The organism is Chamaesiphon sp. VAR_48_metabat_135_sub (genome assembly GCF_031418915.1).
GTDB lineage: Bacteria > Cyanobacteriota > Cyanobacteriia > Cyanobacteriales > Chamaesiphonaceae > Chamaesiphon.
The window spans coordinates 58,247-75,217 of sequence record NZ_JANOJV010000159.1 but is presented as its reverse complement, the minus strand read 5'-3'; the positions used below and the strand labels follow the sequence as shown (position 1 = coordinate 75,217).

Below are 16,971 nucleotides of genomic sequence, written 5' to 3'. Positions count from 1 at the left end.
CATAATTAGGGGGTAGGGGGTAAGGGGTAGGGGTGTGGGGGTGTGGGGTGTGGGGGTGTGGGGGTGTGGGGGTGTAAAAAACGCTTGGGTTTTAACTCTTATCTTTTCCACCTTTCCCTATCTCCCCCATCTTCCCACCCTCCCCACACTCCCCTTTGCTCTAAATCAATCTATTCAGCGTATCCAGCAACAGTTGCTGGTCGAAGTCACCTTTGGTGAGGTAGGCATTTGCACCAGCTTCAAGACCGCGATCGCGATCGGCTGCTTTTGATAGGGTTGTAACTAGAATCACTGGGAGATTCTGGTAGTCAGAGTGGTTGCGGATTTGGGTTGTGAGTTCCAATCCTCCCCAGCGCGGCATTTCTACATCGGAGACAACGAGATCGAATCTTCCGGCTTGGAGTTTTTCCCAGCCCTCCAAGCCATCATTTGCGGTGGTTACTTGATAACCAGCCCCTTTTAAAATCCGCGTCATCTGCGTCCGAATGACGAGGGAGTCTTCTACTAATAGGATTGTAGGAGTCAAGTCCATCGCAATGGGATTGACAGTTGGTACAACTACCCTGGGTGAGGACGGATTACCACCTGTCGCAGTTGTCAACAGATCGAGAGGGTTGAGAATCAAGCAGACTTCCCCAGTTCCCAAAATTGTCGATCCAGCGAGGTGGGGGACATTTTTGAGCAGAGGATGGGGTGACTCGATCGTGACTAGCTGCCGATCTTGGATGCGATCGACTAGTAGTGCCAATTGTTGTCTTCCTGACTTGAGCAGTAGACAGGCAATGGAGTTTGACGTTCGAGTCAGTTCCCCTGGGGAATTGGGGGCGATGGCGGGAAGGGAGAGCAAGTCGGCTAACCAAGTTACTGTAATCGTCTGTCCGTTAATCTGGGTGGTTGGTGTACCACCCAGGGCGAAGATTTCCGCCTTATTAACCAGTAACATCCGATCGACAAATTCGACTGGAATCGCATAAGTTTGCTCGCGCACATCGACCATCATCACTTGCGAACTACCAATCGTGTGACTGAGGACGATGCGGAACGTACAACCACGATCGGGTGAGGATTCCACCTCTACCGATCCTTTAATCCGTTCCACATTCGTGCGGACGATATCCAATCCCACACCGCGCCCAGACAGCTCTGTCACCCGCGATCGAGTGGAGAAACCCGACTCGAAAATCAGGGACTGAATCCGATCGGTAGTCATTAGATCCAATTCAGCTTGGGTATATAATCCTCGTTTAATCGCAGTGGCTTTAATCCGTTGTAATTCCAATCCCCGCCCATCGTCAAGGATCTCGATCGTTGTTTGGTTCCCAGTTTGCCGGACTTGAATCATCAAGGTTGCGGCTGTCAATTTACCGTTCTGCTGGCGTTCTGCTGGCGTTTCAATGCCATGATCGATCGCATTTCGTAAAAGATGCATCAATGGGTCTTTAATCTCTTCTAAGAGCCGTTTATCGAGGAGGAGATCGCCACCCTCGATCGCAAAATTAATTTCTTTCGATTGGGTTTTGGCTAAATCTCTCACCATCCGGGGAAAGAGATTGAAAATCGTTGCCAGTGGTAGGAGTCGCAGCTTTTTCACGCCCGATTCTAGAGCAGAAGTGACGAGATCGAGTCTAGAGCTATCTGCACCGATCGACTTTTTGAACTTGCCGATCGAAGCTCCCATTTGCTCCCACTGCTGACAATTACGACTCAAGTGCCGATGTAGTGGCGATTGTGAGGGAATATGTTGGAGCAGAGTTTGAATCTGTTGAGCATCGCGGCTACTATTTTCCCAGAGTTCTAGCATTGCTTCGAGATCTAGTAATCGACTGGTAATTTGCTGGTTGATGACATTAATTTCTGCAGATTGTCCCATCAAAGCATCTAATTGCTTTGCTTCAACCCTAATTGTGTCGATTTGGTAGTCGCCGACACTGCCAGCGGGAGCGGCTGGAGATGTAGCTGGGCGACGTTGGCGCACTCTCTCTAGTGGGGAATCGCTCGCTGGAGCTTCAACTTGAATGGAAGGTATCGCAATCTCTGTTAGCTCTGGAGCCGCAGATGGTAACGATCCGATAAGATCCTCGCTGATGGGCACTAAAGTATTGTCAAAATTGGAAAAGAGCAGATCTTCATCGATCGATTCCAAATCACCAATTCCCGAACCGATCTCGACACTACTAGGAATTAGCGTAAATTCATCATCTTGGAAAAAGACAGCATCTGGCTCTGCTGGCTGTGAGGTACCCGCAATTAGAGTAAAGTCGCTAAACACAGCCTCTCGATCTAGGGATGGTAAGGTGGAATCTGGCGGAAATAGCTCTGATGCTAACTCCAAAAAACTTGCTTGTAATTGGAATGGTGCGGGAGATACCGACGTTCGATCTTCATGCAACCAGAGATCTGTCGGCGTGTCGAATAAAGATTCTTCCGCAGAGGGACTAATCCAAGCATCCGATTTGATTTCCTCGATATCTAGCGAACTCGATGCAGACTCCACTAACTTATCGATCTGAATATCAGTCGAGATCGATGTAGCATCATCGAATAATTCATCGACGGGAATGTCCATCAATCGTGTCTGTTGGGCACCAGCATCGCCCATTAATGTTGCCAATACATAAAACATATTGACATCATTTGGTTCGCCAGTGACGGCGGTATGGGCTAATTGCTTGATGTTATCCAGTCCAGCATACAATCGATCGCACAATTCTTCCGTCATACTTGCCTGACCCTTTTCGATCGGCATCAGACACTCTTCAATCTGGTGAACGAGAGTTTCCACATCCTCCACCCCCAACATCCGCGAGTCACCCTTGAGCGTATGAGCAGAACGCAATAAGTCTTTTAATCCAACCAAATTTTGTGGTTGTTTTTCCAACTGCATCAATGCCGACTCGATCGCCTGGATGTGTTCGGTAGCGGAGGTTTTGTACAGTCCTCGGAGTTCTTCGTCTTCAATGTACATAGGTCTTAGGTCTTAGGTTTTAGGTTTTAGGTTTTAGGTTTTAGGTTTGTCTACTATTCTTTTGTAATTCTTTCTCTAATTGCTTTTTGTAAGCCACGAATGGTTTTACTCGTTTCAATTAATAATTCTAAAATCAGCTCTGAATCATGCGTTTCAATATATTTCAGCCGATGAGATAATAAAATCTGAGTTTCTAGTTCACAAATAGATCCATACGCAATAGCAATAAATTGTAAAAACTCTTTACTTGAAGTTCTACCGTGTCCTTCGGCTAAATTAGAGGGAATAGAAACAGCGGAGCGTCGAATTTGACTAGTCATTCCATAAGTTTCCGACTTAGGAAAAGAGTCAGTCAGCAGATAAACACGTTCTGCTAAATCCATCCCTAATTGCCAAGCTTTTGATTCACGAAAACGACTAACACTCATCTAAACTCCACCTTTGATAATTCAAGCTCTAATACCTAATACCTAATACCTAATACCTAATACCTAATACCTAATACCTAATCCCCAATCCCCAATCCCCAATCCCTAAACAACAGCAGCTTTGAGTTCATCCGCCACCTGTGTCAACTCCCTCGTAGTCATTTTCACTTGGTGCATACCGATGGCACTTTCTTGCGATCCTTGGGAGATTGCCGCCATCGAGCTGAGTACCTGTTGGATCGAGATCGCTTGTTGTTTGGCACTGGTAGAGATCTGTTGAGAACTCAAGAACACGTTATTAACCGCGTCTGTCACCCCTGCGAAGGTGTCCGCAGTCGATCGAGCCAGATCGATCCCTTCGTTTACCGTTTTGGTACCTTCATCAGTCACCATCACCGTCCGGTTAATCGCTGCTTGAATATCATTAGCGAGGGAGTTAATCTTATCCGCAGATTTTTTACTTTGGTCGGCTAGTTTCCGAATTTCATCGGCAACTACACTAAAACCTTTACCCTGTTCTCCCGCCCGCGCTGCTTCTACCGCTGCGTTCAGTGCGAGCATGTTCGTCTGACTTGCCAAATCTGCCACGAGGTCGGATACGATGGTAATCTGTCCAGTTTGTTCGCTGAGGTTGACAATCTGATTGGCGATCGCGTCCACTTTATCCCGTAGTCCAGACATCCCTTGGAGCGTCTGTTGTACCGATCGAGTCCCGTCTTCGGCGAGTGAGAGTGCTTGTCTGGCACCTGTAGCAGAGTTTTCAGCTTGTTCGGCAGATTTGAACGAAATCGCGCCCAGTTCGTTAACTGTCGTACTAGTATCGATCGCCGAATTCGCCTGCATGTTTACGGTGACTTCTTGCATTTCTACCGTATCGACGATCGCCCCAGAAGAACTGACGATCGATTCGGCTAATTGTCCGATAAACTTGGTGACTCGATTACCCAGTACCAAGGACAAACCGATCGTCGTACCCCCTGCTACCAACATCCCGATTGCCAATACCAGCAAGACTCCATTTTCCTTGGCTTCGATAACAGCCATATTTTTAGCAATCGCCACAGACATATTGAGTGGTGCTAGATCTTGACCATCAGCAACATTGACAAAAGATACTAGCTGTCGTTTGCTATCTCCTTGCTTTGTATCGATGACAGACGTTACTTTATCATTATTTTTCAATCTGTCGTAACTGGGGAAAATTGTATTAACATCAAGTCCGTTATCTTCTGCTTCTGCGGCGATCGCAAATTTATTACTGGTCTTATCGATAATATGCCATTCGTTATCGTTGCTGCCATAATCTGCCGCAATTGTTTTGAGCGCGGTAATGGGCATTCGTGCCCGCACGATCGCTACAATTTGTTTGCTGACATTATCTCTAATCGGAGCTGCGAAGTAAATTGATGATTGTTTGGTAGTTGGGGAAACTTCAATTTTACTAATATAAGATTTACCAGTTTTCAGTGCTGCTTTAAAATAATCTCGATTGGAATGGTTATAACGACTACTTCCTTTAGAAGCAGCAATAACATTACCATTGAGATCGAAAATCATGAGACTGTTATAAAACTTATATCGATCGATATAGTCATTTAAAAAGTTTTCTTTTTGTCCGATAGTCAAACTTGCTGAAATCTTGGCATCTTCCAGTACTGGTAAATTGGCGATAGTGTCCATGTCTTTACCCCGTAACAGAATAAAGCGAGATAATGCAGCTTCCAAGGCGGATGCGATAACTTGTTGGTCATTTGTTTCCGTCGATCTCAAGTTATTTTGCGACACGATGTATGCCAAACCCCCAACCCCAAGTACGGGTAAGAGTGATAGTAATACCGCCGCAGAAATTGCTTTGGTTTTGAAGGATAAGCTGTTTAATTTGGATTGGAAATTGGTTTTGAAGGTGGTTAGCATAGTAGGGATTAGAGGTGAGGGATTGTTTAGGAGTGAGGGATTAGAGGTGAGGGTTTAGAGGTGAGGGTTTAGGGGTTAGGGTTTAGAGGTTAAGCGATATTAAGATCAAGGTTTAGACTTGAGGACGCAAGCGTCCTATCTATTCCCTATTCCCTATCCCCTATCCCCTATTCCCTATCCCCTATCCCCTAACTCACCGCCGCTTGCAGTTCGTCCGCAATCTGGTTGAGTTCGCTGGTGGAAATCTTGACTTTGTGCATCCCGATCGCACTTTCTTGCGAACCTTGAGAGATGGTGTTCATCGCACCTAATACCTGTTGAATTGCTGTTGCTTGGCGTTTGGTACTAGCGGAAATCTGTTGAGAGTTGAGGAACACATTGTTGACGGCATCGGTTACACCGATGAAGGTAGTTGCGGTGTTTTCGGCGAGTTGAATTCCCTCTGTTGCCGTTTTGGTACCACGATCTGTCACAATCACCGTGCGGTTAATTGCGGCTTGAATATCTGTCGCTAAGTTATTAATTTTCTGGGCGGATTTTTTACTTTCATCGGCAAGTTTTCTAATTTCACCCGCAACCACGCCAAATCCTTTCCCCTGTTCTCCCGCTCGTGCTGCTTCTACTGCTGCTTTGAGCGCGAGCATGTTGGTTTGTTTTGCCAAGTCGGATACAAGGTCAGATACAGTGGTAATCTGTCCAGTTTGTTCGCCGAGATTGACAATTTGTTGGGCGATTTCATCAACCCGATCGCGTAAATCAGACATTTCATGAATGGTTCTTTGTACCGACTGGGTGCCTTCTTCCGCGAGGGAGAGCGCATGTCTAGCTCCGGTTGCTGATGCATCGGCTTGTTCGGCAGTTTCGGTGGAAATACTCTCCAATTCGTTGATGCTATCGGTGGTAGAGATCGCCGAATTTGCTTGTTGGTTGACTGCAATCTCTTGTGACTGAACCGTATCAACGATTTCATTGGCAGAAGTGGTAATCGTGGCGATCGCCTGTTGGATATATTTGGTAATTCGATCGGCAAAGAAAGTCGATGCGGCAATTGTTAATCCTGCTGTGAAGCCAGCCCCCACTAGAATCGTCCACAATAGCCCTTGCAGTTCTACGTAGGCTGCATCTTCATCAATGGTTGTTACAGCAATCCAGGGCAGTTCTTTCATGCCTTCTAATTTAGCAAAGGGAGCCATAGTGAGGAGTTCGGCGCGATCGCTACCACCAGACGATTTATGGTAAACCATGTCCGCTTTCGATCGCGCCTGGATCATGTCTGGGGTTTCTGGCTGGTTTAGATACTGCCCATTAGAACTAATAAATAATTTGTTAGTCTGGAGATCGAGGATGTGATAATTTTCAGATTTGTTAGCAAAATCTTTCAGCACTACTGCTAATCGATCGACAGGAGTTCTCGTTCGCACCACACCGATGATTTTATTAGTAGTTGAATCTCTAATCGGTGCAGCAAAGGCAATTACTAATTTGCCCGTACTTTTCGCTAGATGTGGCTCGGAAATGACAACTTTACCTGTTTTCAGGATCTCTTGAAAATAATTGCGATCGAAGTGATTGCCTAATTTTTCACCCTTACTCTGGACGATCGAATTACCCTGGAGATCGAAGGCAGCAATACTGTCATATACCTGATAAACACTGACAAATCGATCCAATAGCTGACTTTTACGCTCTACTGAAGTAATTGCAGCTACTTTGGGATCGGCAAAAATTGGTAGTGACGATAAAACTGTAACATCTCCATTTCGCTCGAACACAAATCGATTGAGTTTGTCAGCGACAGATGTCGCCCGTGTCACCCGATCTTGAACGGCTTTTTGTTGAATCGTATTCCGAGTCTGAAGGTAATTGAGCGTCCCAACTGTCGCGATCGGTAAAACTCCCACGGCGATCGCCATAAGTGTTGTCTTGGTTTTGAAGGAGAGAGTATTTACTTTAGTCCACAAATTGGTTGACATAAAATTTGATAGAATTTAGTGGTTGGTAGTGCGAACTGGAATAAATTTAAAATATAAAAATTTGGTTTAAGCCTAATTAGTCGAGTGCAGAGCGGAACACCGATTGGGAAGATTAATTTCCAAATAACCAACTTTTTCCTATCCTCTACTTTCGACTTTTTGAGGTAAAAATTCGCGTTCTACCAATTCCTGAAGTCTGACTAGATACATCAAACTATCTTCATACTTGGTGACACCACGTAGATATGCACGCAACCGATCGCTAACCGAAATCGGTAAAGACTCAATTCGATCGATAGTTAGATAAAACACATCGAAAATGCGATCGACTCCGATCCCCATCGAGATCTCGTCGATCTTAACTACGACTATTTCCTGACGAGGTAAAGTGGGAATCTGCAACACCGATCCCAATTCCACTAATGGTAAAATTTCCCCCCGCCAGTTGATTTGTCCTAAGATATATTCTGGAGCCACTGGAACGATCGAAAGAGGAAATCGATCTAGTGCATCTACATCGACAACCAGTTCCAGGGGAAACCCAAAATAAGCTGTGCCAATTTGAACGACTAAAACGCCTTCCTCTGTCTGAATCCCCCGATTTTGGATCGCCGATATTTTGAGTTGGAGCGCGCGAGTAGCAAAAATCGCCCTGTCAGCGACACTAGCTTGGGGACAACACCTACTATAAAAATCCGCATCTGCTCCAGCTAAAACTGGTGCTGCCTCGGTAGCTAAAGCCACCACCGCATCTGGTTCTCGAATCAATCGATCGAGATCGAGACAACTGACTAGAGTCTCATTCCGTTGGCCGATCCCAGTGATAAAATGGCGATCCGCCTGTGATTGACGACCTTGAATCAAATCGAGGTCGAGCGGTTGAGGATCGATAAATTGCACATCGAATATCTCATGCGCCACAATTCCCATATAAGTACTCTGGCACTTCACCACAATTACTCGATCTGTAGCATTGCAGCCAGAAAAACCGCGTCCAAATCGCAAATCTAGATGCATGACAGGCACCATTTTCGATCGCCAATTAAAGATTCCGAGAATATCTACTGGAGCGGTGGCTAACGAGTACAACTCAGGTAGCCAGCAGATTTCTCGCACAAAGTCTACATCGATTCCATAGAGAGAGCCATGTAAACCAAAGATCAGATTCTGCTTATCTGACATAATATTCGTAATATATATTAGTTGGAATAACTGTTGGGCTTATTATTGAATATGCCCACGCTTGGTGTATTGATTAACAATAGCTACCAATTTGGCATCATCTAAAGGTTTAGTTAAGTACTCTGTCGCTCCAACCATTTCGGCTAAGGCGCGATCGTAACTCTTGTCTTTGGCTGTTAGCATGACGATCGGCAGTTGAGTAAATTTACTCATTCGCCGCAAGGTCTGACACAATTCAATCCCATCGATCCCCGGCATCGTTACATCTAGCAACAATAGATCCACCGGCTGGCGCGCCAATAAATGCAAGGCACTCATCGCATCATTTGCCAGTAACACCTCACAATGATCGCTCAATGCTCGTTTAATGCGAGTTTGGACGATCGGACTATCATCTACCGACAGCACGATCGGCAATTCTATGGGGGCTAGCGGCTCCACCACGACATCGATTGGCTTTTGACACTGCATCCACCCCATTTGCGCCCATTGAGCGTAAGAACGAGCCACTTGGAGCGGATCTCGATCGAGCAGATTCGCAATATCGACGATCGTTCTTTGACCATCAAACCATTTTTGAGAATGTTGTTTGATAGCTGCTTCGACGATCTTGGCCAAGATCGCTGGAGTCGGCGGGAGCGGAACGGCAGCAATCCCTGGAATTAAACTACTAATTTTGCTCCAATACTGCTGGCGCGTATTCACCGTTACCATCAACTGATTCCAGTTCAAGCCAGATCCTGGCGAACCATGATAAAAGTCAACTTTTGACTGTGGGGTAAAACGATATTTACCCGCAAAACTAATTGCTTGTTCGAGCACAAAAACTGTCTGTCCTTGCGCCCAACCCTCGATCTGTTCCCAGCTCAACACCTGTTTCTGCACCAAAAACGTTAACAGCTCTCGGCTTGAATGAGGATGAACTAGTTGTTGGATCAGCCAACCCTCGATCGATTGTGCATATTCTGGCTTAAACTTTTGGACGAGTGTCCTAATCAGTTCGCCACGATCGATTAATTTATTACCACCATAGGTGATTTCACCCTTATACCAAATCAAGACTCGCTGCCAATATTTACCAGGCTGCGCCTCTACCTCTAACTGTAAAGTACCACTCACCTGCTGTTGGCGAAAAGATTCGATTAATCGAGCGAGATCCTGTGATTGGTACGGAATTAGTGGCAATGTTTCCCCTGGGATCGAGATATCACCTATCGACATTCCACTCATCTACCGATTCCATTGCATCTGAAGATTACCTTCCCTATCATTCCCAAATCTTGCCAGAAAATTTACAAGGGGTGTTGGGGTGTGGGGGTGTTGGGGTGTGGGGGTGTTGGGTGGGGCTAGAATGATACAATGCAAATACCTAAATACCGACCATTTGACGGTAACAGTACATTAACATCCCCGCTCCTTACCTCTCTTCCTCTCATGTCAAACCGAATTGCCACAGTTCATCGTAAAACTGGCGAAACTGATGTCACAGTGACAATCGATCTCGATGGTACCGGAATTTGCCACGCCCAGACGGGAATTCCCTTTCTCGATCATATGCTGCACCAGATTTCCTCCCACGGCTTATTCGATCTCCACATTACCGCTACAGGCGATATCGAAATCGACGATCACCATACTAATGAAGACGTGGGAATCACACTGGGGATGGCTCTGGCGAAAGCATTAGGCGATCGCAAGGGGATCGTGCGGTTCGGTCATTTTGTCGCCCCTCTCGACGAAGCCCTGGTGCAAATCGCCCTCGATTTTTCCGGTCGTCCCCACCTTAGTTATGGATTACAAATTCCCACTCAGCGCGTCGGTACTTACGATACTCAATTAGTCCGAGAATTTTTTGTAGCTGTGGTCAATCACAGTCTGATGACGCTCCATATTCGTCAATTGGATGGCATTAATTCTCACCATATCCTCGAAGCCACCTTCAAAGCGTTTGCCAGAGCAATGCGGATGGCAACTGAAGCCGATCTGCGACGGATGGGAACTATTCCTAGTTCTAAAGGAGTGCTGTAATAGTGAATAGTGGATAGAAAGAGCTTGTAGTTAGGTTTGTTTTAGATATTATGAATTGTTAATTAATATCTGCGCAAATATAAATAATCGATCGATCTAACCAATATTCACTATCCACTAATTTAAAGATCTATAACATTAACAATCTTCCTGAAATGGAAGGATTATAATTGAGAGTATCGAAGACTTAATTATTAACCCATATTAGTGCAGGGGCGTAAGTTATGCGAATTGCCACCATGCTAGACAAATTCATCGGTTATTTTTCTGAGGCGGCTGCGAGAATATTCGGACTCGATCGTAATAAATACCCCGCAACAGGTATCCAACCTTTTGAAGGAGAGATCGACAAAAAACATCATTAAATTAAGTCAAAAATTAGGGTATCCTCGAAGTCTGTCTAGGGTAGGGGCATTGCGCCTACCCTAGACTTCGATGCAGCTAGCTAATATTTAATTCTGACAATTTAGAAATCGAGATATCAGCCATCGCCAAAGGCTTTCCAGATCGACCCCAGGAAATGCCAATGCAGCCTGCTGCGCCGCCTTGACTCCCCATTGCCATGTCCCAACTACTATCGCCAACCATCAAGGTTCGAGCTGGATTTACACCCAGTTCCTGACAGGCAAATTGAAATAAGCGCGGATCGGGTTTGGCAAATTGGAGATCGGAACCTAACAGGATCTGGAAGTAAGATTGTAACTTGTGATAATTAGCAAAATTAACAACCTGGCTCGTCGTCGCCGCCGAGACTATCCCTAGTTTAATCCCCGCAGCAGCGAAGGATTCGATCGATTCCTGACAGCCAGGAAACATCGCCGCTGGCGTAGATTCCATCACTCGATCGACTTCGGTAAAAGCTCCGCGTACAATATCTAAAGACGCGCTCCAACCTCTCCCTGTTTCGGCAATATACGCTGCTGCTGCAATTTCATTCTCATGCCGACTACCCACTGCTTGCAATCCGGCTGGATCTAAAGTCAGTCCATTCACGCCAAACGCCATCAGCAGCGGTTCACCCACACCTGGAATTTGAGCGTCAATCAGTCGTGCTCGTTTCTGGGCGACATTGCGCAGATAGTCCCCAGAGTCTTCTAGGGTGCCATCTTTATCAAAAATAATGGCTTGGATATCTGTAAACTTGTGACTGAGACAATCGATCGAAATCATTGGCGTTAGTGAAAAATTGCTAAGTTAACAGATATCTAAATATTACAGCCTGGAGATAATTATTTTCCCCAGTCTAATACCTGGAGCCTCAATATATTTTTGGGTAAATATAGCAACCAAAAAGGTCAAGCTTGTCACTGAGATAAATGAGAAAAGTAACAATAGATGGGGATCGATTGTTTTCGGTAATTTATCTATAGCCTTTGGAGCCAGATACAAAGCAAAAATAAAATGTACTATATACATTGAATAAGAAACTTGCCCGATTCCTTCCAGCAGCCGATTTGAATATTTTAACTCTTGTAAGATATTTAATAAAAACCCAAATGATATTCCTGCACAAACGGGAATAAACATCAACACTAAATCCTGCTTGTATTGGAATATTTTCACAGAAATTGTTGTAAGAAAAATAAAAATTTCAATTTGGATGGGGATCGAAAATATCACTACTACTCTATTTTGATGACTAAAAAAAATTGTCATTCCAATTAAAAATACTGGTAGCTGATTGATGAAGTTCCAATAAATAAAGGGATTGCTTTCGATCGTCATCCGACCTTGAAAAGGTTCCATGAACAAGAAAAATTCCCGAATTGTCCACTGAATAGTGATATTTAGCAACACGGAAAATCCTACCAAACCATATAAGGCTATCATCCCTCGCTGTTTATAAGCCCAGGAAAATAAAGTAAATAACATTGGGAATACAAGATAGAAAGCCATTTCAGCCCCAATCGACCATCCGCCAGGTACAACATTATTGTTTGCCGATATCACAAATCCATGAATAAATAAAATGTTTGCAGCAATACTTTCAAAATTGTACTGAGAATACGGCATCCTATTTTTTGCTAAAATATAGGTAAGTGGCTCCGACAGAAAATATCCAATAATTGCTAGATAGTATAGCGGGGCAATTCTAAAAAACCTTCTGATAAAAAATGAAATCAATGCCTTATCCTCTTGTTTCCTTCTAGTATATGAAAAACACAAGGTGTAAGCAGACACAATGAAAAAAAGTTGTACGCCCATTTGTCCATAGTCGCCAATAGCAAAGATCCATTCAGGTAGTCCATTAATTTCCTTGCTCGTATGAATGAGAATTACCAGCAGAATTGCGATGCCACGGACGACATCTATATACTCTAAGTTATCGGCAGAGCTGACTATACCAGTTTTATTCATATATATAGCTTCTAACCAATCGATTTACATCTGTAATTAACACCTTGGTTTTCGTGATTGAGTTATATAAATTATCCTCATCATCAGGATCGGAATCAAGTCTTTTGATACCAAGACAACATTGTTTATACTTTAGATCGATAGCTGTAACAGATTCAGGTTTAAATTATAACGATCGAGATCTGTATTCACTAGCTAGATCCTTGACGTTAAAAAATATTGCGATCGAGACAGCCTGAGTCCGATATCAGTGCAGAATCAAAAGTATATCAATTAATGAGTCCGCGACCCTAGACTACAGTAGTCTTACTTTTCAGTCGTAAGCGCAGATCGGGCTGGTAATTTACATAATGGCAATATGCCCATCCCACCAATAATTTAAGATTGCGTTCTCTTCAGCTAATTATCAGAATTCAGATAGGATAATATACCAATGATTCAGAAGATTTTAATCGCCGTCGCTGGATTAGGAAAATGTGAGCAGATGCTAAAAATGCTGATGGAAATTCCTTCCATTCAGCGGGCAGATGTCACAATTCTACACGTAGTGTCGCCCCAAGTCACCGCCGACCTAATGGCAGAAAAGCTGACTGCTGGCGGAAAAATTCTCGCTGATGCGATCGAGTATCTCAAGCTAGAACCTGCGAAAGTTAATGTCAGACTAAAACAAGGCGATCCTAAGGATACTGTTTGTCAAGTGGCTGAGGAGGAAAATGTCGATTTGATTATTATGGGTTCGCGCGGCATGAGTCGTTTAGAGTCGATCCTTTCCAACTCTGTCAGTCAATATGTCTTTCAACTCACTTCTCGCCCGATGTTGCTAGTAAACGATGATGTTAATATCAAACACATCAATCGAATTATGGTCGGATATGACAACTCTATCCCCGCCCAACAATCTCTCAAACTAGCACTATTTTTCTTGCGAGATATTAAGGGTAGTCAACTACTTTTAACTCAAATTAAAGGAGACCAGAAAGCAGCCGATGCAATGACTAACCCAGAAAAAGATCCTGTATTTATGCCGGCTATTAATGAAGCAAAAAAACAAGGAGTAGCCTATAAATGTATTGTCGCTGGGGGCAATCCTGGCAAGGAGCTTTGTAAAGCTGCTGAAGAATTTCACGCCGATCTCGTGATGATTGGTTCACCCGAACGCCGTCCTTCTGTAGCGAGAAGTTTACCAGATCTCGATCGCTTATTAGGCAATTCCATGTCTGATTATGTACGAGTCAAAACACCATGTCCCGTATTGTTAACACGATCTGCGCTGGGGTAAGAGGTTTTAGGTGTTAAGCTTAAATTTTAGTTGAGTAGGGTGTGTTAGGCATAGCCGTAACGCACCAAGAAAATCAATTAAAGGTGCGTTACGCTGTCGCTAACGCACCCTACGTTCTACTACATAAAATAACTTAATTTTATTATAAAAATACTCCAAATTGAGGCAGAGAAGTCGAAACAATATCCCCAAAATCTCTTTTTCTTGGATATTTTTAAACTGTGTTGAATCAGCCACCAAGAAATTGAAAATAATGGCATGGACAGAAGCGTGATGCCAATAAAAATCATTAAGCCAATGTCGTAATACCCACCAGCTTCGATGATGATTAATTTGACAAAAGATGCGATATAAGCACAGAGATGAACGAAGCTCTGTATGAATGAGACTATTCTAAATAACTTACCAGCCGCTAACTTCTGGACAAGGTTTTCATCTGGAGTTCGCTCTTTCATATGTTAACAAAATCAACAAGATTTGATATGGAGTTGATAGCATGGACAAACTCGTTAAGCGACGACAGACTACCGACTTCTTGAAGAAGCCTTTGAATCTTGATATGTGATCGATCGACCAAAAGATCGCTCATCCTGCTAAGATCGATCGATAAACACTCAATCGATAGATCGTGCAAATCCGTTTGATGTGGGAAGATCCAGCAACAGGAGAACAGAAAGAACCCCTGTTAAATGTCCCGATTGCTTTGGGGCGAGAATTTGAGCGACTTCCTGACATTCTAGACGGTCAGAGAGTGTGTCGGATTGTGTTAAATAGTCTAGAGGTATCTCGCTATCATGCCTCGATCGAGATCCAGCAAGATCGGCTGACGATTGTCGATCGAGGTAGTAGTAATGGACTACTGGTAAACGGTATCCCCCAGACTCAGAGTCCAATCGAGCCTGGAGATACGATCCAAATCGGCAATTACCAAATTGCCGTCTCACTCCCTAGTACTACGCCACGAACTCCATCTCAGATTAGATTTAATTCTGTCACCAATCGACCAGATCCCCGCATCACGCCACCACCCGTAATTCCAGTTAACAATTGTTTACCGCCGATCTTCCTCCAGGAACAGATCGAACCTCAAGCCATCCATGCCACTGGATTACCTGTCGAAGAAGTAGAATATGCGACGATTGGCGGTGGTTTGGGAAGTTTTATTTGGGTAGATTTACTTCGAGTTTGCGGGGTGAGTACCGATCGAGTGCGAGTATTGGGAATGGAGCAGCAACCCTACGGACGCTACCAGCAACTCTGTCTCAATGCCCAGATCGTGCCCCAGGAAAGGCTCAGATCCCCAGCGGATGCTTGCCCCGACAATCTTTGGGGTTTTCCCAATTATGCGACCTTGGAGGCAATTAGGGACATCGCTAAGGGGAAATTAAAATCGGGATTGAGTCATCTCTGGCAAGTATTTACCGAGCCGATATTGGCGAATACTTATACACCCAAATCTGGAGATGTTGTTGCGGCAATCGATCGAGAAGCAGCGCGGATTAGTTGGCGAAAAATGATTCGGACAGCTCACGTCCAGGCAATTCGCAAGACTACCGACGGTCGATATGCGATCGTGTATACCTGTCAGCAACCGACTGATTATGCTTGTACGATCGCCCGTTACGTGCATATTGCTACTGGTTATCCCGCGTTACAATTTTTGCCAGATTTACAAGCTTATCGCGATCGCACGCAGGATTTTAAAACAGTCGTAAATGCCTACGAACCCCACGAACATATTTATGAATCTTTAGCCACATATGGGGGCACCGTACTATTACGTGGAACGGGAATGGCCGCCGCCCGCATCTTACAAAAACTCTATACATTGCGACGGAACAACGAGCGAGTAGAAATTAGGGTAATTCAATTACTCCGCTCTGCCAAAGTAGAAGGAAATAAATACGGTTTAGCCGAGCGCAAAGTCGAACACAATTATGAATTTCAGCCCTTTAATTGGCCTAAATCTGCCTGGGGCGGACAGTATAAAACAATCCTCGAAACGGCTACCCCAGAACAACGTCAGCACTTACTCGCCGATTGGGGTGGGGTAACGACGATGAATCGTCCCGACTGGCAGAAAATCATCTCTGGGGGTATCAATAAAGGCTGGTATCAGATCGTGTATGGAGAAGTTCGAGAAGTCATTCCAAATGCAACTCGGAGTGGCGCAATTACTGCGTTACAATCATCGGGAGTCAAAAGTGAAATCAATTTAGAATCAGACTTTATTATCGATGCAACTGCTGTAGATGCTCCAATTATGGCAAGTCCATTATTACAGGATTTAGTTCGGCAATATCAGTTACCAGTCAATCATCTAGGTAGACTCACTGTCACACCTAATTTTGAATTAGCAGAGCTGGCAAATCAATCGGGCAAAATTTATGCATCTGGGTCGATTACTTTAGGTAATTACTATGCACCTGTAGATAGTTTCTTGGGATTGCAATATGCAGCCTTTAATATTACCCAAGATTTATTATCACAAAATGCGATCGAACTGAAACCGCTAGTTTTAGCCCGCTCTCTGATTCAATGGTGGCACTGGATTAATAATCGATCTCCAGATTGAGTAGGGGAGTTGGGGAGACTGGGGGACTAGGCGACGGGGTGACTGGGTGACTGGGGGAAAGGAACACCCCAACACCCCCACACCCCACCCGTAAGTCATCTCACTGGATTTTATAAACATTTTACGTTTGTGTTCGGTCGATCGGCTAGTCGATCGACTCGATTGTTAAGCTGTAAAATGTCGCAAACCAAGCTCTATTGCCAGATTGTCGGGTCTAGAAGATGGCTTACGCCAGCAGTCTAATCTGTCGGCGATCGCAACTAGACGAA

Annotated in this window: 13 protein-coding genes; 4 read left to right on the top strand and 9 right to left on the bottom strand. The window is 44.5% G+C overall.

Going from position 1 to position 16,971, the window contains the following annotated elements; translation table 11 throughout:
• Positions 1-160: 160 nt before the first annotated feature.
• The 6 genes from RMO55_RS11655 to RMO55_RS11630 all read right to left on the bottom strand — a co-directional run bounded on the left by RMO55_RS11655 (position 161) and on the right by RMO55_RS11630 (position 9,683).
• Complete coding sequence (locus tag RMO55_RS11655; RefSeq protein ID WP_310426705.1) at positions 161-2,965, bottom strand: hybrid sensor histidine kinase/response regulator; 2,805 nt, start codon at positions 2,963-2,965, stop codon at positions 161-163.
• Positions 2,966-3,018: 53 nt separating this feature from the next.
• Complete coding sequence (locus tag RMO55_RS11650; RefSeq protein WP_310426703.1) at positions 3,019-3,393, bottom strand: four helix bundle protein; 375 nt, start codon at positions 3,391-3,393, stop codon at positions 3,019-3,021.
• 105 nt (positions 3,394-3,498) lie between these two features.
• A complete protein-coding gene (locus tag RMO55_RS11645; protein WP_310426702.1) occupies positions 3,499-5,307 on the bottom strand; it encodes a methyl-accepting chemotaxis protein in 1,809 nt (602 codons plus the stop codon).
• A gap of 188 nt (positions 5,308-5,495) precedes the next feature.
• Entirely contained in the window at positions 5,496-7,280 is a 1,785-nt protein-coding gene (locus tag RMO55_RS11640; protein ID WP_310426701.1) for a methyl-accepting chemotaxis protein, read from the bottom strand.
• 138 nt (positions 7,281-7,418) lie between these two features.
• Positions 7,419-8,462: a chemotaxis protein CheW gene (locus RMO55_RS11635; protein ID WP_310426699.1), complete on the bottom strand. Its 1,044-nt coding sequence runs from the start codon at positions 8,460-8,462 to the stop codon at positions 7,419-7,421.
• A gap of 42 nt (positions 8,463-8,504) precedes the next feature.
• Positions 8,505-9,683, bottom strand: a complete 1,179-nt coding sequence (locus RMO55_RS11630; protein ID WP_310426697.1) for a response regulator — start codon at positions 9,681-9,683, stop codon at positions 8,505-8,507.
• Between the two features lie 213 nt (positions 9,684-9,896).
• Here RMO55_RS11630 and hisB point away from each other — a divergent pair, with 213 nt between their 5' ends.
• Complete coding sequence (gene hisB, locus RMO55_RS11625; RefSeq protein WP_310426696.1) at positions 9,897-10,490, top strand: imidazoleglycerol-phosphate dehydratase HisB; 594 nt, start codon at positions 9,897-9,899, stop codon at positions 10,488-10,490.
• A gap of 224 nt (positions 10,491-10,714) precedes the next feature.
• A complete protein-coding gene (locus tag RMO55_RS11620) occupies positions 10,715-10,855 on the top strand; it encodes a hypothetical protein (RefSeq protein ID WP_310426695.1) in 141 nt (46 codons plus the stop codon).
• A 76-nt stretch (positions 10,856-10,931) separates the two neighbouring features.
• Here RMO55_RS11620 and RMO55_RS11615 read toward each other — a convergent pair whose 3' ends face one another.
• Both RMO55_RS11615 and RMO55_RS11610 read right to left on the bottom strand, forming a co-directional pair.
• Positions 10,932-11,660 carry an HAD family hydrolase gene (locus RMO55_RS11615; RefSeq protein WP_310426693.1) on the bottom strand — a complete coding sequence of 243 codons (729 nt, stop codon included), beginning with the start codon at positions 11,658-11,660 and terminating at the stop codon, positions 10,932-10,934.
• A gap of 42 nt (positions 11,661-11,702) precedes the next feature.
• Positions 11,703-12,848: an acyltransferase gene (locus tag RMO55_RS11610; protein ID WP_310426691.1), complete on the bottom strand. Its 1,146-nt coding sequence runs from the start codon at positions 12,846-12,848 to the stop codon at positions 11,703-11,705.
• A gap of 433 nt (positions 12,849-13,281) precedes the next feature.
• Between RMO55_RS11610 and RMO55_RS11605 the strand changes: the two genes are divergently transcribed.
• Entirely contained in the window at positions 13,282-14,127 is an 846-nt protein-coding gene (locus tag RMO55_RS11605) for a universal stress protein (RefSeq protein ID WP_310426689.1), read from the top strand.
• A 119-nt stretch (positions 14,128-14,246) separates the two neighbouring features.
• Here the strand turns inward: RMO55_RS11605 and RMO55_RS11600 are convergent, their stop codons facing one another.
• A complete protein-coding gene (locus RMO55_RS11600; RefSeq protein ID WP_310426687.1) occupies positions 14,247-14,582 on the bottom strand; it encodes a hypothetical protein in 336 nt (111 codons plus the stop codon).
• Positions 14,583-14,755: 173 nt separating this feature from the next.
• On the opposite strand from RMO55_RS11600, the gene RMO55_RS11595 reads away from it, so the two are divergent.
• Complete coding sequence (locus RMO55_RS11595) at positions 14,756-16,702, top strand: FHA domain-containing protein (RefSeq protein ID WP_310426686.1); 1,947 nt, start codon at positions 14,756-14,758, stop codon at positions 16,700-16,702.
• Positions 16,703-16,971 lie beyond the last annotated feature (269 nt).